We start from the raw sequence: 18507 nt of genomic DNA on the forward strand, positions 1-18507 counted from the left end.
GCCCCCGGGGGGGCTTGCGTGTGGGTGTAAAAGCACGGCCGCGCCGGGGCGGGTTCGCGGGCGCCCCCCCGGGGGGGGGGGGCCCGGGCTGGGGCCCCCCCCCCCTCGGCATGGCGGACGCTGCGTCAGGACGGCTGCTCCACCGCCTGCTTGGCCAGGTTGAGGGTGGCCGTGCTGTTGCGGCCCAGCGCGTTCCGGACCAGCTCCCGGGCGGTCTCCAAGGTCGCCTCCGGGCCCAGCAGTTCGGTGATCCGCTCGGGGCGCAGCACCACGGTGTGGTGCGAGGTGGCCCGGACGCCGTCGCCGGCCGGCTCGACCGTCCAGCGGCCGGTGTGCGCGGCCATCAGCGGGGGCACCTGGGTCTGCTTGTAGACCAGCCGGTCCGGCCCGAAGCCGACCCGTACGGAGGTGGTGGTGTGCACCGAGCCGTCTGCGGCCCGGGTGTCCATCTCCACCGTCTGGAGGTCCTCGCCCGGCTCGCCGAGCACCAGCCGCTCCACGTGCGGCAGCCGCTGCTCCCACAGGTCGGCCCGCCAGAGGAAGTCGTAGACCTCCGGCCCCGGCCCGGCGATCTCGACGTGGTCCGCGAAGGAGATCAACACCCCCGGCTCGGCAGCCAGTTGCTCGGCGCCCGCCTTGAGCGCGGCCAGCTCGGAGGTGCTGTTGGTGTCCACCGCGCGCTCCACCCAGGCCCGCGCTTCGGGGGCGTCGTCCACCACCGTGAAGTCGTGCAGCAGGACCACCCGGCTGCCGCCCGGGGCGGGCTCGATGATCCAGTCGCCGCCCATCGAGGCCACCGGGGCCGAGGACACCTCCTGCCGGAAGGTGACCCGCAGGCCGGTCGGGTCCAGCGTGCGGCGCGAAGTCCAGGACCGCACCTCGCCGTTGGCGAACGCCCAGATCCGCAGCCGCTCGGTGCGGTCGTCCCCCTCCAGGCGCTCCACGTGCACGGTGGGCGGGAAGAGGTGCGGCCAGTCCTCCGCCCGGGCGATCAGCTCGTAGACCGCCTTGGGGTCGGCCGCCACCTCCACCACGTGCTCGGTCCTGACGACGTTCGCGTCCGCCATGGGAAACGCCCCTCTCCGTGCTCTCGACTGGTCGTCCTGCCGCCGCCGAGTGTGGGCGGGGGCGATCCAGCGGCGTTGGAGAGGGCCTGGAAGACGTTCAACTCCGGAGGTACGAGGCTCCGTTGAGATCCAGAATGGTGCCCGAGGACCACTCGGCCTCCGGCGAGGCCAGCCAGCGCACCGCCGCCGCGATCTCCTCCGGCCCGGCCACCCGCCCGAACGGGCTCTGCGCCCGGATCGTCTCGCCCTCCGCCCCCGACAGCCGGCCGGCCACCCGCTCGGTGGCGAAGAAGCCCGGCGCCACCGAGGCCACCGCGATGCCGTGCGGGGCCAGCGCGACGGCCAGCGACTGGCCCAGTGCGTGCACGGCCGCCTTGGTCGCCCCGTAGGCCGGGTGGTCCGGCTCGCCCCGGAAGGCGCCGCGCGAGCCGATGTTGACGATCCGTCCGCCGGTGCCCTGGTCGATCATGTGACGGGCGGCGAGGTGGCTCAGGTGGGCGGTGGCGAGCAGGTTCACCGAGACGTGCTGCTGCCAGGCGGCCACCCACTCCCCGTACGCGGTGGTGGCCGGTGGGTGCGGGGTGTTCACCGCCGCGTTGTTCACCAGCACGTCGATCCCGCCCAGGGCCCCGGTCGCCGTCTCCACCACGGCCGCCGCCCCGGCCCCGGCCGGATCGGTCAGGTCACCGCCGACCAGGACGTGGCCCTCGCCCGGCAGCGACTCCAGGGTGGCACGGGCCTCCTCCGCCCGGGAGCCGTAGTGCACAGCGACCCGGTCGCCGTTGGCGGCGAAGGCCTGGGCCAGGGCGCGGCCGAGGCCCCGGGAGGCGCCGCTGATCAGGACCCGGCGGCCGGTGGCGGGGAAGCCCATGGGGGTGTGTCCTCTCTGGTGCTGGTGCTGGTGCTGGTGCTGGTGCTGGTGCTGGTGCTGTTCGTGCTGGTGATCGTGCTGCTCCTGCTCACTGATGCACGGTCAGCAGTCTGCACCACCGCCCGCCTCGGTGATCATCCGGGCGCACGCCCCCGCCCCCGCAGTCGTCCGCCGCCACCTGCTGCGGGGCTGACGGCGGGTCAGCAGTCGTCGAGGGCCTTGGCACGGAACTCCTTGACGGAGAGCACGACCGTCTTCCCACCGTGCCCCTTGGCCAGCACCTCGCCCGGCTGGAGCCGCTCGACGTCGGCGACCGTGAAACCGAGCCTGGACTCCTTGGCGTCGCTGCCGCTGTGCGTGACGGTCAGGAAGTACAGCGGTCCGGGACGCAGGGCGGTGAGCGTGGTGCTGTCCACGGTCCAACCGGGCGGGGCGGTGAACAGCGGGAAGCTCCGGACCCCGCCGAGGCCGGAGCCCCAGGGCTGGTGGGCCCTCCACTGGTGCGGCTCCTCGGAGTCGTACTCACTGACCGAGATGAGCCCCAGCTCGCCCCGTTCGCAGAGCGGAGTCAGTACGGTGAGGACATCGCCGTCCCTGGTGAGGCCGACCGCGCGGCCCAGCGGCGGCGAGCACGCGGTGGCGGTGCCGAGCGCGAGTCCGAGCGCCAGTGCCGTGCAGGTGCGTCCGACATGCCATGCCATGATCGATCTCCCCCGGTCGTGGTGGCCGAGATCGTAGCGGAGCCGCCCCGATCTCCACCCGGCTCTCCACCCGTGGGTCCAGGTGCCGGACGGCCCGGATCGGCAGGCTGGGATGCATGACAACCACCGACTGGATCACCGACCTCGCCCTGCTCCTCGTGGTCTTCCGGCAGCTCCGGGAAGGCCGCCTCGACCGGCGCTCCTACCTCATCCCGCTGGCCATCGTCGCGTTCGTGGCCAACAGCTACCTGGACGGCGTCCCCACGGCCGGCAACGACCTGGTGCTGATCGGCGCACTGGTCGCCTTCGGCGCGGTGCTCGGCGTCGCGGGCGGCGTCTTCACCCGGATCCGCAACCGGGGCGGCGAGCTGTTCATCAAGGCGGGGGCCGTATCCGCCGCGCTCTGGGTGCTCGGCATGGGCACCCGGATGGCCTTCCAGCTCTGGGTCACCTACGGCGGTGGCGCCGCGCACGTGGCCCGGTTCAGCGCCGATCACCGGATCACCAGCCAGCAGGCCTGGGTGGCAGCGTTCGTCCTGATGGCGCTCACCGAGGTGGTGACCCGGCTGGCCACCATCTACCTGCGGGGCCGGACGGTGAGCGTCGCGGCCCTGCCGGAGCCGGCCGACGCGCGGGTCGTGGTCGGCACCGGCCGGGCCTCCTGAACCGGGAGTAGGGTCGCGCCGTGGCCGAGAACCCCTCCACGCACCTCCCCGACTCCGGCCCGGCCCCCGACCGGGGGCCGGGTCACCGGGCCGTGCTGCTGCGGCAGGACGGCGCCGTCCGATGGGTCGTCACCTCGGTGGTCATCGTCACCGCGTTCCTGACGACCCGTCCGGTCGGGCTCGAAGGCCGGGGCCTGGCCGTCGCGCTGCTGCTGGTGGTCTGCTCGCTCGCGCTGCTGGCCCGCCACCTGCCGGCCGACTGCCCGCCCCGGATCACCCTGCCGGTGCTGACCTGCGGCGTGCTGGCCTCCGCCGCTCTGACGGGGCTGATCAGCGGCGGCTCCGGCTTCCTGTTCGCCTACTTCCTGGCCGGCCACATCGGCTTCCGCTTCCCGGCCCGCCAGGCCCTGGTCCTGGCGGCGCTGACCAGCCTGCTGTGCGCCCTGGCGCTCGCGCTCGGCCCCGGCGGCGACGCACTGCCCTGGGCGATGGGCCTGACCACCGGGGTGCCGGTGGTGACGGGGATGCTGAGCCGGAGCCGGCAGCGCGCGGTGGAAGCGGTGGTGGAGTCCGCGGCAGCGGCCGAGCGGGCCGCCCGGGCCGAGGCGCGGACGGCGGTGCTGACCGAGCGGAGCCGGATCGCCCGGGACGTCCACGACGTGCTGGCGCACTCGCTGGCCGGGATCAACATGCAGCTGGAGCTGGCCGACGCGCTGCTGGAGACGGGCGACCTGGCGAAGGTGCGGGAGGCCAACGCCAAGGCGCACGCGATGGTCCGTGACAGCCTCCGGCAGGCCCAGTGGACGGTGCACGCGCTGCGCGAGGACGCCCTCCCGTTGGTGGAGAGTCTGGCGGCGATGGCGGAATCCTCCGGGCACCGGGACGCCCTGGTGGTGCGCGGCACCGTCCGGGAGCCGGCCGCGAAGGTCACCCAGCAGCTGCTGCGGATCGCCCAGGAGGCGCTGACCAACGCGGCGCGGCACGCGCCGGGCGGTGGTGTGGCGGTGGAGTTGGCTTTTGACGGGGCGTCGGTCACGCTGCGGGTCCGCAACGGACCGGGGCGGTCGGCGGTGCCGACGGAGGGCAGCGGGATGGGACTGGTAGGAATGCGGGAACGCGTCGCCCTGCTGGGCGGCACCCTCACCACGGGACCGGTCACCGACGGGCCGGACCGGGGAGGCTGGATGGTGGAGGCGGTGATCCCCGGATGAGCGACGGAGCCGGTGGCGTGGCGGGCAGTGCTGCGGCGGGCGGTACGGCGGGCGGGTCCGACGAGGAGGGGCGGAGCCTGCGGGTGGTGGTGGCGGACGACCAGGCCGCCGTCCGGGAGCCGCTGGCCGCCGTGCTCGGCCTGGCGGCCGGGATCGAGGTGGTCGCCGCCGCCGCGAACGGCACCGAGGTGCTGGCGGCGGTGGCGGAGCAGCCGGTGGACGTGGTCCTGATGGACCTCCGGATGCCGGTGCTGGACGGCACCGAGACCACCCGCCGGCTGACCGAGGAGCACCCGGAGGTGGCCGTGGTGGTACTGACCACCTTCGCCGACGACGAGTCGATCATGGCCGCGCTGGGCGCCGGGGCCCGGGGCTACCTAACCAAGAACGCGGGCCGACAGGACATCGTCCGGGCCATCCGGGCCGCCGCGGCCGGACAGTCGGTGCTGGACCGTGAGGTCCAGGACCGGCTGCTGGCCACCGCCCGCAGCCGTTCGGCGGCGGACCCGCGACCGCTGCCCACCGATCTGACGCCGCGTGAGCGCGAGGTGCTCACCCTGATCGGCCGGGGGCTGCCCAACCGGGCCATCGCCGAGGAGCTGTTCGTCAGCGAGGCCACGGTGAAGACCCACATCAACAACCTGTTCGCCAAGGCCGACATCCGGGACCGGGCCGACGCGGTCCGCCGCGCGATGGCGGCAGGGCTGGTCTGACCCGGTCGTGAACTCGGCGCCTGCTCGCGGCCGGGCCACCCTGCCGTGGGAGGCTGTGCGCCATGGTGCATCCGACGGTCCGTGGCCTCGCCCTGCCGACCCAGCTGACGTCCCTGATCGATCGTGGCCTCTGGGCCCACCCCGGCGATGCCGTGCTGGCGGAGGTCATCCCGTGGTTCGAGAGCCCGCTCGACTTCCTGCCGGGCCCACGGCAGATGGAGTGGGAGTGCCAGTCGATGGACATGTTCGCCGACGACCCGTCCTACGACTTCTTCCGCGAGTCACGCGGGAGCACGGCGACCGTCCCGGTCGAGCTGCCGTGGCTCGATGTCGAACTGGCCGTGCTGATCGCCGTCGGCCGCACCCCTGGTGACGACGTGGCACTGGCGCTCGACTACCGCTCCGATCCTGCGGACCCCCGCGTCGTCGGCAGCGACTTCTGGACGGCCCCCCGCCTCTGCCGGTGGCGGGTCGTGGCGCCGACCTTCTCGGCCTTCGTGACGCGCCTGGGCCTGTAGCTCCCGTGCCACCGCCATCCGTCAACGGGTAGTGGCCCTCAACTGCCGAGCCGGTGCCGAACGTCGTCCATCCGGATCGCACTGACCTGGATGCGTCCACCGAGGCGAAGGCGCATCGCCGGGCTCGGACGTCAGGCCGGCTGGGACTCCTTCGCCGGGTGGGCGTCCGTCAGTGCCGGGGTGTGGCGGCGGGCCCAGAGCAGGGCACCGGCCAGCACCACGGCGGCGGCGGTGAGCCAGGGCAGGGGACCGGCCGGGAGCCGTCCGACCGTCAGGCCGGTGACGGCGCCCGCGAGTTGGAGGGAGAGGGATTGGGCGGAGAGTACGGTCGCCCGGCTCTCGCCCGGTATCCGGTGGTGCAGCAGCTCGCTCTCGCTCGGTCCGGCGGCGCCGAGGCCGAGGTAGATCAGGCCGTACCCGGTGGCTCCGAGGGCCAGCGCCACCGGGCCGGCCAGGGCCGTGGTCGCCCCGAGCAGGGCGAGACCACCCGCGCTGACGGTCAGGCCGAGCAGTACCGCCCGCTCTCCGCTGCCCGCCAACCGGGCGGTGAACGGACCGAGTTGGCTGCCCAGGCCGGAGCAGAGGAAGCCCGTGCAGGCCAGCGCGGCGTACAGCACGGCGCCGGAGGCGGAGCCGCCGGTGAGTGCGGCGGCGCGGCCGGGGGTCAGCAGTTCGACGGTGGCGATCCCGCCGCCGGCCGCCGCCGTGCTCAGCAGGATCCGCCGTACGAGCCGGTCGCCGCCGCCCAGCCGCAGGCCGTCCCGGATGGTGGCGGGGATGCTGCCGAGCGCCGCCCGGAGCGTGCCGGTGCCGGTGCCGGTGCCGGTGTCGGTGGTCGGTTCGGGCAGGGAGGTCAGCACGTACAGCACGGCGAAGACGGCCACCCCGGCGGCGGCCAGCATCGGGACGGAGAGCGGGAGGACCAGGCCGTCGGTGGCCCGGGTCAGCGCGGCGCCGGGGTCGGAGCCCAGACCGAGGGCCCAGGGGACCGCGCCGCCGAGCAGGGTGCCGGCCGCCAGTGCGACGGAGGTGACGGTGCCGGCCCGGGCGAAGCCGGCCCGCAGGTCGGCGTCCGGGCCCTCGGCCGCCTGCACGGTGTCGACGTACCACGCCTCCACCGATCCGGAGAACAGCGCCCGGACGGTACCCGTCAGCACCATGGCGACGACGAGCAGCCAGACGGCGGTGCTCAACGCCTGTAGGACCAGGGCCCCGATGCTCAGCACCCCGGCGGCGGCCAGCACGACCCGGCGGCCGAGCACGTCGGACAGCCCGCCGGTCGGCAGCTCCAGGACGGCGGTGGTGAGGGAGTAGACCGCCATCAGGAGCGTGATGGTGGGGAGCGTCAGGCCCCGGGCGGTGAGCAGCAGGATCAGCGGCGCGATGGTCAGGCCGATCGGGAACCAGAGCAGTGCCGAGACGGTCGCGTACCGGCGCAGGGCGGTCCGGGCGTCCAAGGGGTGGGTGGTCACGCCGGGCCCTCCGAGGCGGGCGAGGCGGCCGGGGCGGGCTGGGCCATCGGCAGAGCGGCATGGAAGACGACCACCTGACGGGCCCTCGGGTCCTCGGCGTCCCGGGCCGTCAGCTCGTCGACCTTGCCCGACAGGGTCTGCCACAGCTCGGCCAGCGACTCCGGGGTCAGGCGCGGCAGCCAGTCGCTGATGCCGCCGGCCCCCACCCACTCCAGCTGGGTCGGCCCGGCCTCCGCCTCGGTTTCGAAGCGGGCAACCGCCCGGGTGAGGTGCTCCAGTTGGCTCCGGCGGAGGGCGCTGCCGACGGCCCGGTTGGCCGGCGTGGAGGCCAGGGCGGCCGAGTCCCAGGAGGTGAGGGCGTGCACCGCCTGCCAGCGGCGCTCGCGGCCGTCGCGGTGCTCGGCCTCCTTGATGAAGGCGTACTTGGCCAGCACCCGCAGGTGGTAGCTGGTGGTGGCCGAGGTCTCCCCGGTCGCCGCCGCCAGCTCGCTCGCGGTGGCCGGGCCGTCCTGGCGGAGCATCCCGAGCAGGCGGATGCGCAGGGGGTGGGTGAGCGCCTTGAGGGCGTCCGCGTCCCGTTCGGGATCGAGTACCCGTGCGCGGTCGTCGTTCTCCATGGCAGCAGCCTAGGGCGGCCGGGCCGCTTTGCAGAAGTATTTTTGCAAAAAAATCTCTGCAGAATTCGGAGTCAGCGCCCCGCCAGCCGGCGGGCGGTCGCCTCCACCTCCCCGAGCTGGGCGGTGGTCAGCCGCCGGGCCGCCCAGATCAGCGCAGCCAGGTCCGCGTCCCGTGGGTGTGCCGGGTGGCTCCCGTCGGGCAGCGGGAGGCCGCCCAGCGCCGCCAGGTCGGCGGCCGGGATGCCCAGCAGGTCCGCGAAGGCGGCCAGCAGTTCAGGGGTCACCCGGACCCCGCCGTGGCCCACTCCCGCGATGGTCGACGCCGCGAGGTAGACGTGCCCGGCGGTCACCGCGTACAGGGCCTTGGCCGTGCCGGACGGGGTGAGGTGCCGGTTGTGCGCGAGGCGCAGGAGCACGGCGCCGAGGCCAGGGGGGTAGGCGTGGCGCTCGAGGTGGTCGCCGCCCCGGCCCTCCCGGCGCACCGTGGGCAGGGCGCGGATCGACGCCAGGAGCACCGGACGGTGCTCGGGGGCATCACCATGGCGTCGTAGACGAGCGCGCTCGACGACCAGTGCGGATTGCGGGTGACCGGGGTCAGGTCGTCCGGCACCTGTTGTCCGGCCAGCACGAACAGGTCCGCCGTGTGCAGGGCCAGGGCCGGCGCCAGGGCCCGCAGGAGCCGTCCGGACGGTGGCCGCCCGCCGAGGACGGCGTGCAGCTCCGACGGGTCGGTGCCGGTCGTCGCCGAGGCGAGCAGGCCGGTGTCGAGTGCGCGGTGCTCCGCCAGGCGGGCGAGGAGCGGTCCGAACGTCAGTGTCTCCGTCACCCCGTCAGCCTACGGAGGCACCCGGACGAGCCGTCAGACCGGCCCGGTGGCACGGGTGGTGGGCAGCGGCAGGCAGACTGGGACGCACCGTCAGCGAAGGAGTCCCCCGTGCACGTCCTGCTCTTCGGCGCCACCGGCATGGTCGGGCAGGGCGTCCTGCGCGAGTGCCTGCTGGACGACCGGGTCACCGCCGTCCGGGCCGTGGTGCGGTCCCCGCTGGGGGTGAGCCACCCCAAGCTGTCCGAGACGGTGCACGCGGACTTCACCGACTTCGGCGGACTGGAGCGGGAGTTCGCTGAGGTGGACGCCTGCTTCTTCTGCCTGGGCGTCAGTTCGGCCGGCAAGGGTGAGGACGAGTACCGGCGGATCACCCACGACTACACCCTGGCCGCCGCCCGTGCGCTGGCCGCCGCGGCCGGTCCGGACCTGACCTTCGTCTACGTCTCCGGCGAGGGCACCGACAGTACCGAGCAGGGCCGGCAGATGTGGGCCCGGGTGAAGGGGCGGACCGAGAACGAGCTGCTGGCGATGGACTTCCACGCCTACATGTTCCGGCCCGCCTTCATCCGTGCGGTGAACGGCGAGGTCTCCCGCACCCCGGCCTACCGGCGGCTCTACCCCGTGCTCGACCTGCTCTTCCCGCTGCTGCGCCGCCTCGCGCCCGGCCGGGTGACCAGTACCGAGAGCATCGCCCGCGCGATGATCGCCGTGGCCGGGCGGCAGGGTGCCGGTGAGCACGTGCTGCGCAGCCCGGAGATCAACCGGGTGGCGGCGGAAGGGCGCTGACGGGCGGTCGGGCCCGGCAGCCCGGATCCGGCGGACCGTCGCGCACGCCGGGGTGACCCGCAGGGCTCCGGTCAGCGCAGGTAGGCCGGGGCGACGGCGGAGACCGCGAGGGTGGCGGGGGCCCCGGAGCCGTCGGCGGGGACGGTCCAGAGGTCGGCGCCGTACTCGCCGGGGAGGGAGTAGACGAGGGTGGAGCCGTCGGACCACAGGGCCTGGTCGTCGATGTTGCGCTGTTCGGTGGTGGCGGTCTCGGTCATGGTGGCGAGGTCGAGCACGTAGAGGCGCCAGGGAGCGTCGGGCGAGGCGCCGGGCACCCGCTTCTTGTAGGCGACCCGGGTGCCGTCGGGGGAGAGCGACGGGCACTCGACGTTCTGGTGCAGGGTGCTGAGGGTCCGGGCGGCCAGGTCGCCCCGGGCCAGGTAGGTCTGGCCGCCGGTGGCCACGGTGGCGTAGAAGGTGCGGTCGTCGTCGGCGAAGGTGACGCCCCAGACGTTGATGTCGGAGGCGCGCAGCGGGCGGCCGTCCCGGAGGACGGTGAAGTCCTCCAGGCTGGACTCGAAGTGCCAGTCACGGGTGTCGACGATCGAGGTGCGGGTGGAGAAGTTGCTCCCGGCGTAGGAGTCGCCGCTGACGAAGACCGTCCAGGCGGCGAAGCGGCCGGAGGGGGAGACCCGGGCGCGGGAGGGGATGCCGGCGGCGGGGAGCGTGCGGCGCTCGCGCAGCCGCTCGTCCAGCACCACGGCCCGGTAGGTGTCGTCCAGGGCGCCGTGCACCGCCTCCAGGCAGACGCCGGTGCCGGCTGCCGCGTGGAAGCGCAGGCACTTCAGGCCGGAGGAGGTGCGCACCCCGCCCGGCTCGCCGGCCGGGACCGAGACGACCTCGTCCCGGTGCGGGCCCCAGGCGAGGTTGCGGAAGAGCAACTGGCCCCGCCCGCCGCCGAGTCCGATCTCCCCCGGGCGGACCGGCGGACCGCCCACCTGCTCCTGGTCCTTGCGGTCCGCGCGGTCGGCTCCGTAGAGCACGGCGCCGGTGCCGACCGCGCCGAGCAGCACGACGGCGGACAGGAGGACGAGCAGGCGGGCGGTGCGCGTCATGCGGGGTGACACCTCGTCAGCAGGGGCGGAGCGGTGGGTGGGTCAGTTCCAGATGCCGCTGATGGTGGTGGCGGAGGCGGCGTTGCCCGCGTGGCTGGACAGGCCGGCCAGGTCCTCCAGGGTGCGCAGCACGCTGTAGTGGTTGTAGGTGGTGGCGGTGGAGCTGCCCGGGGTGACGTGCTCGCCGTAGAAGACGGTGGGGATGCGGTTGCCGGAGAGGCGGTTGTCCTCGTCGAAGGTGACGACCAGCATCGAGTTGTGGGTCTTGGCCCAGGTCGCGTACCCGCTCAGCTTGTTCTTGAGCCAGGTGTCGCCGGTGCCGACCGAGCAGTCGTGCATGTCGTTGCACAGGTCCGGCACCACGAAGGAGACCTTCGGCAGGGTGGTGTAGTCGGTTGGGAACTGGGTCATGGTGAGCGCCGTGCTGGTCGGCACGTTGGAGAAGCCGAACCACGGGTTGTGCTTCTGCGCGTACTTGCCGCTGGAGCAGGTGGTCGAACCGGCCGACGGCAGGCCCTCGTTGTAGCTGCGCCAGGTCTTGCCGGTGGCGATCAGCTCGGAGGCGAGGTTCGGCGCCGAGAGGGAGCCGACGCCGACGCAACCGTCGTCCGTACGGCCCTGGTTGGAGCCGCTGAAGAGCATGTAGTAGTTCGGCTCGGACGGGTGGGTCAGGCCGTACGACTGGGTGAGGTTGGCACCGCCCGCCTTGAGGGTGTTGTTGAGGTACGGCGCGCTGGAGCTGCCGACCACCTGCGAGTAGGCGTGGTTCTCCATCACCACGACCACGATGTGGTCCGGGGCGGGCAGTGCGGCGGCCTGGGCGGCGGTGCCGGTGGCGGCCCACACGCCGAGCGAACCGGCGGCGAGCGCGACGGCGCTGCCGATCGCGGTCAGGTTGCGCTTGGTGCGCTTGGGGCGCGGGTGGTCCTGAGGGGCAGTCATGGCCGTCTCCTGGCGAGGGGGGTGACAGGGCGTCGGAACCGGGCGGCCGTAACCCTAGGGCGCGGCAGTTGACGCGTACCCGCTGGCGAAGTGACGGACGGACGAACGGAGGACATGGTCTGGTAAAGCCTTGCCCTCCCTTTCCCCTGGGGGCCGGGGCCGGGCCGGAGCCGGCCCCGGGGAGAGGGAGGGCGGACTGTACGGGCCTCAGGCAGGCAGGTCGATCTGGTAGCGGACGAAGCCCCGGTCCTCGGCCACCTTGTCGTAGAGGCGGCGGGCGGTCGCGTTGGACTGGTGGGTCATCCAGTAGACCCGGCCGCAGCCCCGGGCGGCGGCCCACTCCGTCACGGCGGCGATCAGGGCACGGGCCACCCCCTGCCCCCGGACATCGGCCGCCGTGTACAGGTCCTGGAGGTAACAGACGTCCGGGCCCGAGGTGTTGGCGTGCACCAGGAAGTGGGTGAGACCGACCAGCCGGCCGTCCAGCCGGGCCCCGAGCGCGTGCATCCGGGTGTCGGCCTGGAACTCCTGCCAGGAGCGGTCGTACGTCTCGGGCGGCTCGACCCGCTGGTAGAAGTCGAGGTAGGCGCGGAACAGGGTCTCCCACGCGTCCCGGTCGTCCGGTCCTAGCCTGTCGATGGTGATCATTCGGGTCCCTCGCGGAGCTGGGCGGATACGGAGCTGACCTTCTATCACCGAGGCGCCGCCCCACGGGTGCCGGGTCGGCCGCTCGGGCCGTTGGGTCAGGTGCGCGGGCCTCCGGGAGGCGGGAACCCGTGGGTGCGGGCAGCGAGGACCACGGCGAGCACCGGGGCGAGCAGGGCGAGGACGGTCCAGGGGAGGGCGGTGGCGCCCAGCGTGTCCAGCAGCAGGCCGCCGAGCAGGCCGCCGGCGGCCATCGCCACGTTCCACAGGGTGACCAGCATCGCCTGGGCGGCGTCGGCCCGTTCACCGCCCGCCTGGCCGACGGCGGTCTGCAACAGCGTGGGCACCCCGCCCCACCCGAGGCCCCAGAGCGCTGCCGCCAGGTGGACGACGGGGGCGGAGCCCGAGGTGGCGGCGAGGAGGGTGGCGGCGAGGGCCACGAGCAGGGTGCCGGCGACGGTGAGGCGGCGCAGGGCGCGGTGGATCCGGGCACCGACGGTCCAGATGCCGAGCAGCGACGCCGCGCCGAAGACCAGCAGGACGCCGTCGGTGCGGTCGCCCAGGCCGAGGTGGGTGAGGTAGGCGGCGACGTAGGCGTAGAGCACGGTGTGCGCGAGGACGAAGACCAGCGTCACCAGCAGCACCGGGCGGACGCCGGGGACGGCCAGCGCGTCGATGGTGCGGGTGCGGGTGCCGTCGCCTTCGGGGCCGAGGCCGCCCTGGCGGTGGCGCCGCTCGCCCGGGAAGTCCGGTACGGCGGCGGCGATCCAGCCGAGCAGCAGCACGGCGATCCCGGTCATCGCCAGGAAGGCGGTCTGCCACCCGGCCACCCGGCCGAGGAAGGTCCCGGCCGGGACGCCCAGTGACAGGGCGAGCGGAATGCCCGTCATCACCACGGCGATGGCCCGCCCTTGGAGCTCAGGCGCGACCATCCGCCGGGCGTATCCGGCCAGTAGGGCCCAGGCCAGGCCCGCCGCCACCCCGGCGAGGAAGCGCGCGGCCAGGGTGAGCGGGTAGTGGGTGGAGAGGGCGGTGACGGTGTTGGCGGCGGCGAAGCCGGTCATCGAGGTGAGCAGCAGCCGCCGGCGCCGCCAGCCGGCGGTGGCGGCGGTGAGTGGGACGGCGGTGAGCGCCGTGCCGAGGGCGTAGACCGTGACGGCCTGCCCGGTGGCGGACTCGCTCACCGCCAGGTCGGTGCTCATCGCGGGCAGCACGCCCGCCGGGAGGGTCTCGGTGAGGCTGGTGACGAAGACGGCGGTGGCCAGGGCGAGCAGCGCCGCCATCGGCAATCCGCCCTTCCGGTAAGCGCTTTCCGGGTCGATCGTCGGCTGAGTGGTCGTCATGGCGGCTATGGTCGAACCCTCACACCGGTGTGAGGGTCAACGCGAGGATGTATGAGGTGGCTCACATGCGGATCGGCGAACTCTCGGAGCGCACCGACACCTCCCGTCGGCTGCTGCGCTACTACGAGGAGCAGGGCCTGATCCTCTCCACCCGCTCCTCCAACGGCTACCGGGAGTACGACCCGCGCTCGGTGGACCGGGTGTTCCAGGTCCGGGGCCTGCTGGACGCCGGGCTGCCGACCAGGATCATCAAGCAGATCCTGCCCTGCCTGGACCAGCCCCGGGTCATCCACTTCCCGGACGCCACACCGGAGATGCTCGGCACCCTGGAGCGCGAACGCGACCGGATGACGCAGCGGATCGAGTGCCTGACCCGGAACCGGGACGCCGTCTCCGAGTACCTGGAGACGGTCCGGCTGACCCGGGCGTCGGCCTGACCCGGGCGCCCGCCTGACCGGGCGTCCACCTGGCCCGGGCGTCGGCCCGAGTCGGGCGTCGGTCCGGCCCGAGCGTGCGCCTGATCCGTGACGCCTCGTCCGAGGGCGCGGCCTGCTGCGGCGAGGCCGTTCGGTGGTGCGCTACCGGCCGGCGGCCGGCCAGTGGCGGCGGCCGAGGCTGATCAGACGCAGCTGGCGGCGGGCGAGCAGACCGATCCGGTCCTCGGCCGCCGGGGTGTCCCCGGGGGCGTCGAGGTAGGCGGCGGCGGTGGTCACCAGGTGCTCGACGTAGAGCTCGGCGAGCATCCGCAGGTCGTCCTCGTCCCAGCCCTCCGAGGCGGGCTGGGTGCCCAGGGCGGCGGCCACCTCGTCGGCGAACCGGGCCAGTTCGGCGGCGATCGCGGCGCGGACCGGGCGGACGCCGCCGTGCCGTTCGCGTGCCAGGAACCGTACGTGGGCCCGGTGTTCGCGGACGTGGTCGGCGACCACGGCGACGGCCCGGTCGATCAGCTCGGCGGAGTCCTCGGTGGCCCCGGGCCCGGCCAGCACCGCGAGCACCATGGTGTGCAGGCTGGCGAGCGACTCCTCGACCAGGGTCACGCCGAGGTCGGGGATGTCGCGGAAGTGCCGGTAGAAGCCGGCCGGTGACATGCCCGCCTCGCGGGTGACCTCGCGGACGCCGAGGCTGCTGAGGTTCTGCGCCTCCAGCAGGTGCAGGCCCGCGTCGAGGAGGGCGCGGCGGCTCTGTTGCTTCTGGGCCTGTCGGGGACCGAGGGTGTGACTCACGTCATTCAGTAAACAACTGTTTGCCGACTTTGACCAGCGTAGAGTGGGCAAGTCGGCGAACACTTGTGAACCCAACTGTTCGCTGACTGTCCGTCAGGCCGGTCGACCGAGAGGCTCAGCCATGTCCCTGCTCGCCGCACTCCTCGCCCTCGCGGTGCTCAGCGGTGCCGCCGTCCACACCACCGGCCCGGTCTTCGCCGCCGCCAGTGCCGCCATCGCCGCCTGGCTGCTCGCCTTCGCCGTCCGCGAGCACCTCGGGCGCACCCGTGCCCACACCGATGCCCTTGTCGATGCCCACGCCCACCACCACTGAGACGGAGTCACCGTGCTCGCCTCCACCCGCCGCCGGGCCGACGACATGGCCGTGGCGTCCTTCGTCCTGGGCCTGCTCGGCCTGCTGTTCTTCAACCTGGTGCTCGGCCCCTGCGCCCTGGTGCTCGCCTCACTCGCCCTGGCCCGTCGCACCGCCCGTCCGGGCCGCGCCCTGCTCGGCCTCGGCCTCGGCATCGCCGACCTGGCCGTGCTCGCCCTCACCCTCCAGGCCGGCCACGGCACCCTCTGGCAGCTCGGCGGTTAGATTGTCCCCGGGGCGGAGCAGCCGCGCCGGCGGACCGAGGGGACAACGGCGTTGACCAAGAGGACGGTTGCGGTCTTCTCGCTGGGCGGCACCATCGCGATGACCACCGATCCGGTGACCGGCGGGGTGGTCCCGGCGCTGTCGGCCCATGACCTGCTCGAAGCCGTGCCCGCCCTCCAGGGGCTCGACGTGGAGCTGCGGGTCCACGACTTCCGACGGCTGCCCGGTGCCTCGCTGGGCTTCGCCGACCTCACCGCGCTGTCGGCCGCGATCGCCGAGGCGTTCGACGCGGGCTGCCACGGCGCGGTGGTCACCCAGGGGACCGACACCATCGAGGAGACCTCCTTCCTCCTCGATCTGCTGCACCCGGGCGACCAGCCGATCGTGGTCACCGGCGCGATGCGCAACCCCACCCTCCCCGGCGCCGACGGGCCGGCGAACCTCCACGCCGCCGTCATCGCCGCCGCCGATCCCCGGCTGACCGGTGCCGGTGCGGTGGTGGTGCTCAACGACGAGATCCACACGGCCCGTTCGGTCCGCAAGTCCCACACCACCAGTCCGGCGGCGTTCACCTCCCCGGCCACCGGACCGCTGGGCCGCCTGTTCGAGGGTCGGGTCCACCTGCACGCCGCGTTCGGCCCGCGGGTCACCTTCCCCGGACCGTTCACCGGCCCGGCACCCCGGGTCACCCTGCACACCGTGACGCTCGGCGAGGACGGCGGCGCGCTGGCCGCGCTGGCCGGCGTCAGCGACGGGATGGTGGTGGCCGGCTTCGGGGTGGGCCACGTGCCCGGGACGTTGCTGGAGACCCTGGGGGTGACCGCGTCGGTGATCCCGGTGGTGCTCGCCAGCCGGATCGGGAACGGGCCGGTGCTGGAGGCGACGTACGCCTTCCCCGGTTCGGAGAAGGACCTGCTCGCCCGTGGCCTGCTCCGGGCCGGCCACCTCGATCCCTACCGGGCCCGCCTGCTGCTGCACCTCCTGCTCGCCCAGGGGCACGGCGCCGACCGGATCGCCGAGGCCTTCCGCGTGCTGGCCGACTGACACGGCGGCGCCGGGCCGCCCACGCGTCCCGCAGGACGCGGCGAAGATCCCGGAGGCGGCGGTGACCCGCGTGGGCGTCGTCGCGCGCGCGTACCCCGCCGGCCGATGCCCACCGGCCCGTGCGGGTCCATCCGCGCATTCCGAACCGGGAGCGCCCGGGGCGCCCGCCCGCCCACCTCCCACCGGATCGCCCCGAGTGCCCCGCACGCCGCCCGGCCGCCCTAAATCGGTTGCCCTGGCTCGGCGGTGACGGGCATCGTGACCTGGGACGATGCAGGTCCCGAACGGGTGGAGGCACAGCGATGAGCAGCGCCGAGCAGAGCGACTGGGTGACGGCGTCGGCCGATCAGGTGGTCGCCGAGGGCAAGCGCCGGGCACCCGGGGCTCCGTTGGTCTGCGCCTCCGGCATCAGCCCCTCGGGGCCGGTGCACCTGGGCAACCTGCGCGAGTTGATGGTGCCTCACCTCGTCGCCGACGAGCTGCGCCGGCGCGGCCTCGACTGCCGCCACGTGCTCTCCTGGGACGACTTCGACCGGCTGCGCAAGGTCCCGGCCGGCATGCCCGAGTCCTTCGCCGAGCACATCGGCCGCCCGCTCAGCGAGGTGCCGGACCCGTGCGGCGGCGCGCACGCGAACTGGGCCGAGCACTTCAAGGCCCCGTTCCGGGCCGAGCTCGCCGCGCTCGGCGTCGAGGTCACCGAGGTCAGCCAGACCGAGATGTACCGCTCCGGCGCCTACACCGGGCAGATCCTGCACGCGATGCGTGAGCGCGGCGCGATCGACGCGATCCTCGGCCGCTACCGCACCGTCAGGACCCCGGCGCCCGAGGGGGAGTCGCCGGAGCCCGACACCGACGAGACGCCGGCGGCCGGCGAGTACTACCCGTACAAGCCCTACTGCGGCGCCTGCGGCCGGGACTCCACCACCGTGACCGCCTACGAGGACGAGACCGCCGAGGTCTCCTACACCTGCCACTGCGGACACCGGGACACCGACGTGATCGGCCGCACCGGCAGCGGCAAGCTGGTCTGGAAGGTCGACTGGCCGATGCGCTGGGCCCACGAGGGCGTCACCTTCGAGGGCGGCGGCGTCGACCACTCCTCGCCCGGCTCCAGCTTCACCGTCGGATCGCAGGTGGTCGGTGAGATCTTCGGCGGACGGCCGCCGGTCTACCTCGGGTTCTCCTTCGTGGGCATCCGGGGCATGGCCAAGATGAGCGGCTCGGCCGGTGGCGCTCCCACCCTCGGGGACGCGCTGCGCCTGCTGGAAGCACCGCTGATCCGCTGGCTGTACGCCCGCCGTCGGCCGAACCAGTCGTTCACCATCTCCTTTGACCAGGAGATCTCCCGGATCTACGACGAGTGGGACGCGGCCGGCCGCCGGCTGGCGGACGGTGCGGGCGATCCGCTGGAGCGGGCCACCCGGACGCGGGCGCTCGGCACCGTGACCGCCACCCTCCCGCTCACCGCCCGGCCGGTGCCGTTCAAGCTGCTGGCCTCGGTGGTGGACATCACCACCGGCGACGAGGCGCAGATCCTGCGCATCCTGGGCGACCTGACGGAGGGTGAGGCGCTCGGGAGCCTCGACCCGGTCCGGCCTCGGCTCGACCGGGCGCAGACCTGGGTGGCCGAGCAGGTGCCGGCCGAGGAGCGCACCCGGGTGCGGACCGACCCGGACCACGACCTGCTGGCCGGGCTGACGGACGGTCAGCGCGAGGCCCTCGACCTGCTGTCGAAGGGACTGGACGACCACTGGTCGCTGGACGGGCTGACCACCCTGGTCTACGGCGTCCCCAAGCAGCAGGCCGGTCTCCCGCTCGACACCGCGCCCACCCCCGAGCTCAAGGCCGCCCAGCGCACCCTCTTCGCCCTGCTCTACCGACTGCTGACCGGCGCGGAGACCGGCCCGCGCCTGCCCACCCTGCTGCTCGCCCTCGGCCCGGACCGGATCCGCACCCTGCTCGGCGGCTGAACCGGGCGGTGGGGAGGCTCGGCACGGACGCGTGCGCCTCCCCGCCTCCCTGACGGCGGGGTCGGCGACGGCCCGTCAGGACACGCTGCGGTACCGGAACGACGACCACGCCCACCGGCCACGTCGGTCCGGGCCACGCGGCGTCGTGGTGAAGTGCGCCGAGCGACCGTGGTGACCGGTCCGGGACCGGCACCCCCGCGAGCGGCCGATCCACCGGGACGG

At 73.9% G+C, this 18507-nt stretch carries 21 protein-coding genes; 10 read left to right on the forward strand and 11 right to left on the reverse strand.

All coding sequences use genetic code 11. The annotated features are described in order from the left end of the window. Positions 1–125: 125 nt before the first annotated feature. From ACIRBX_RS23355 to ACIRBX_RS23365, 3 genes are all read right to left on the reverse strand, one after another. On the reverse strand, positions 126–1067 hold the full coding sequence (locus tag ACIRBX_RS23355) for an aromatase/cyclase (protein ID WP_402299049.1): 942 nt from the start codon (positions 1065–1067) through the stop codon (positions 126–128). Positions 1068–1164: 97 nt separating this feature from the next. After that, entirely contained in the window at positions 1165–1938 is a 774-nt protein-coding gene (locus ACIRBX_RS23360) for an SDR family NAD(P)-dependent oxidoreductase (protein ID WP_402299050.1), read from the reverse strand. Positions 1939–2138: 200 nt separating this feature from the next. Beyond that, on the reverse strand, positions 2139–2639 hold the full coding sequence (locus tag ACIRBX_RS23365) for a hypothetical protein (protein ID WP_402299051.1): 501 nt from the start codon (positions 2637–2639) through the stop codon (positions 2139–2141). Between the two features lie 116 nt (positions 2640–2755). On the opposite strand from ACIRBX_RS23365, the gene ACIRBX_RS23370 reads away from it, so the two are divergent. The 4 genes from ACIRBX_RS23370 to ACIRBX_RS23385 all read left to right on the forward strand — a co-directional run bounded on the left by ACIRBX_RS23370 (position 2756) and on the right by ACIRBX_RS23385 (position 5746). Further along, positions 2756–3304: a hypothetical protein gene (locus ACIRBX_RS23370; RefSeq protein WP_402299052.1), complete on the forward strand. Its 549-nt coding sequence runs from the start codon at positions 2756–2758 to the stop codon at positions 3302–3304. Between the two features lie 20 nt (positions 3305–3324). Next, a complete protein-coding gene (locus ACIRBX_RS23375) occupies positions 3325–4515 on the forward strand; it encodes a sensor histidine kinase (RefSeq protein WP_402299054.1) in 1191 nt (396 codons plus the stop codon). Between the two features lie 83 nt (positions 4516–4598). Then, positions 4599–5228, forward strand: a complete 630-nt coding sequence (locus ACIRBX_RS23380) for a response regulator (RefSeq protein ID WP_402299230.1) — start codon at positions 4599–4601, stop codon at positions 5226–5228. A gap of 62 nt (positions 5229–5290) precedes the next feature. Further along, positions 5291–5746 (forward strand): hypothetical protein, encoded by a 456-nt coding sequence (locus ACIRBX_RS23385; protein ID WP_402299056.1) that lies wholly within the window; start codon positions 5291–5293, stop codon positions 5744–5746. Positions 5747–5877: 131 nt separating this feature from the next. Here the strand turns inward: ACIRBX_RS23385 and ACIRBX_RS23390 are convergent, their stop codons facing one another. The 3 genes from ACIRBX_RS23390 to ACIRBX_RS23400 all read right to left on the reverse strand — a co-directional run bounded on the left by ACIRBX_RS23390 (position 5878) and on the right by ACIRBX_RS23400 (position 8350). Next, complete coding sequence (locus ACIRBX_RS23390) at positions 5878–7218, reverse strand: MFS transporter (protein ID WP_402299058.1); 1341 nt, start codon at positions 7216–7218, stop codon at positions 5878–5880. Next, complete coding sequence (locus tag ACIRBX_RS23395; protein ID WP_402299059.1) at positions 7215–7835, reverse strand: ArsR/SmtB family transcription factor; 621 nt, start codon at positions 7833–7835, stop codon at positions 7215–7217. Before ACIRBX_RS23395 ends, ACIRBX_RS23390 begins: the two co-directional genes overlap by 4 nt. A gap of 71 nt (positions 7836–7906) precedes the next feature. Then, complete coding sequence (locus ACIRBX_RS23400; protein ID WP_402299060.1) at positions 7907–8350, reverse strand: hypothetical protein; 444 nt, start codon at positions 8348–8350, stop codon at positions 7907–7909. A 419-nt stretch (positions 8351–8769) separates the two neighbouring features. Here ACIRBX_RS23400 and ACIRBX_RS23405 point away from each other — a divergent pair, with 419 nt between their 5' ends. Continuing rightward, complete coding sequence (locus ACIRBX_RS23405; protein WP_402299061.1) at positions 8770–9447, forward strand: NAD(P)H-binding protein; 678 nt, start codon at positions 8770–8772, stop codon at positions 9445–9447. 71 nt (positions 9448–9518) lie between these two features. On the opposite strand, the gene ACIRBX_RS23410 is transcribed toward ACIRBX_RS23405, so the two are convergent. The 4 genes from ACIRBX_RS23410 to ACIRBX_RS23425 form a co-directional block, all read right to left on the reverse strand. Then, entirely contained in the window at positions 9519–10541 is a 1023-nt protein-coding gene (locus ACIRBX_RS23410; RefSeq protein ID WP_402299062.1) for a TolB family protein, read from the reverse strand. 42 nt (positions 10542–10583) lie between these two features. Beyond that, positions 10584–11483 carry an alkaline phosphatase family protein gene (locus ACIRBX_RS23415; RefSeq protein ID WP_402299064.1) on the reverse strand — a complete coding sequence of 300 codons (900 nt, stop codon included), beginning with the start codon at positions 11481–11483 and terminating at the stop codon, positions 10584–10586. A gap of 207 nt (positions 11484–11690) precedes the next feature. Beyond that, positions 11691–12131: a GNAT family N-acetyltransferase gene (locus ACIRBX_RS23420; RefSeq protein WP_402299066.1), complete on the reverse strand. Its 441-nt coding sequence runs from the start codon at positions 12129–12131 to the stop codon at positions 11691–11693. Between the two features lie 95 nt (positions 12132–12226). Continuing rightward, positions 12227–13471, reverse strand: a complete 1245-nt coding sequence (locus tag ACIRBX_RS23425; RefSeq protein WP_402299068.1) for an MFS transporter — start codon at positions 13469–13471, stop codon at positions 12227–12229. A 65-nt stretch (positions 13472–13536) separates the two neighbouring features. Between ACIRBX_RS23425 and ACIRBX_RS23430 the strand changes: the two genes are divergently transcribed. Beyond that, on the forward strand, positions 13537–13908 hold the full coding sequence (locus tag ACIRBX_RS23430) for a MerR family transcriptional regulator (protein WP_402299232.1): 372 nt from the start codon (positions 13537–13539) through the stop codon (positions 13906–13908). A 141-nt stretch (positions 13909–14049) separates the two neighbouring features. Here ACIRBX_RS23430 and ACIRBX_RS23435 read toward each other — a convergent pair whose 3' ends face one another. Beyond that, positions 14050–14694, reverse strand: coding sequence for a TetR family transcriptional regulator (locus ACIRBX_RS23435; RefSeq protein ID WP_402299069.1), 645 nt, complete (start codon positions 14692–14694; stop codon positions 14050–14052). Between the two features lie 121 nt (positions 14695–14815). On the opposite strand from ACIRBX_RS23435, the gene ACIRBX_RS23440 reads away from it, so the two are divergent. The 4 genes from ACIRBX_RS23440 (at position 14816) to lysS (ending at position 18285) form a co-directional block, all read left to right on the forward strand. Continuing rightward, entirely contained in the window at positions 14816–15007 is a 192-nt protein-coding gene (locus ACIRBX_RS23440; RefSeq protein WP_402299071.1) for a hypothetical protein, read from the forward strand. 12 nt (positions 15008–15019) lie between these two features. Then, entirely contained in the window at positions 15020–15271 is a 252-nt protein-coding gene (locus tag ACIRBX_RS23445) for a DUF4190 domain-containing protein (protein WP_402299073.1), read from the forward strand. A 51-nt stretch (positions 15272–15322) separates the two neighbouring features. Continuing rightward, on the forward strand, positions 15323–16315 hold the full coding sequence (locus ACIRBX_RS23450; RefSeq protein WP_402299075.1) for an asparaginase: 993 nt from the start codon (positions 15323–15325) through the stop codon (positions 16313–16315). A 302-nt stretch (positions 16316–16617) separates the two neighbouring features. Continuing rightward, the gene (gene lysS, locus ACIRBX_RS23455; protein ID WP_402299077.1) at positions 16618–18285 is read left to right on the forward strand and encodes a lysine--tRNA ligase; all 1668 of its coding nucleotides are present in this window, start codon (positions 16618–16620) and stop codon (positions 18283–18285) included. The last annotated feature ends 222 nt before the right edge of the window (positions 18286–18507 follow it).

This window comes from Kitasatospora sp. NPDC096147, from assembly GCF_044763225.1.
Lineage (GTDB): Bacteria > Actinomycetota > Actinomycetes > Streptomycetales > Streptomycetaceae > Kitasatospora.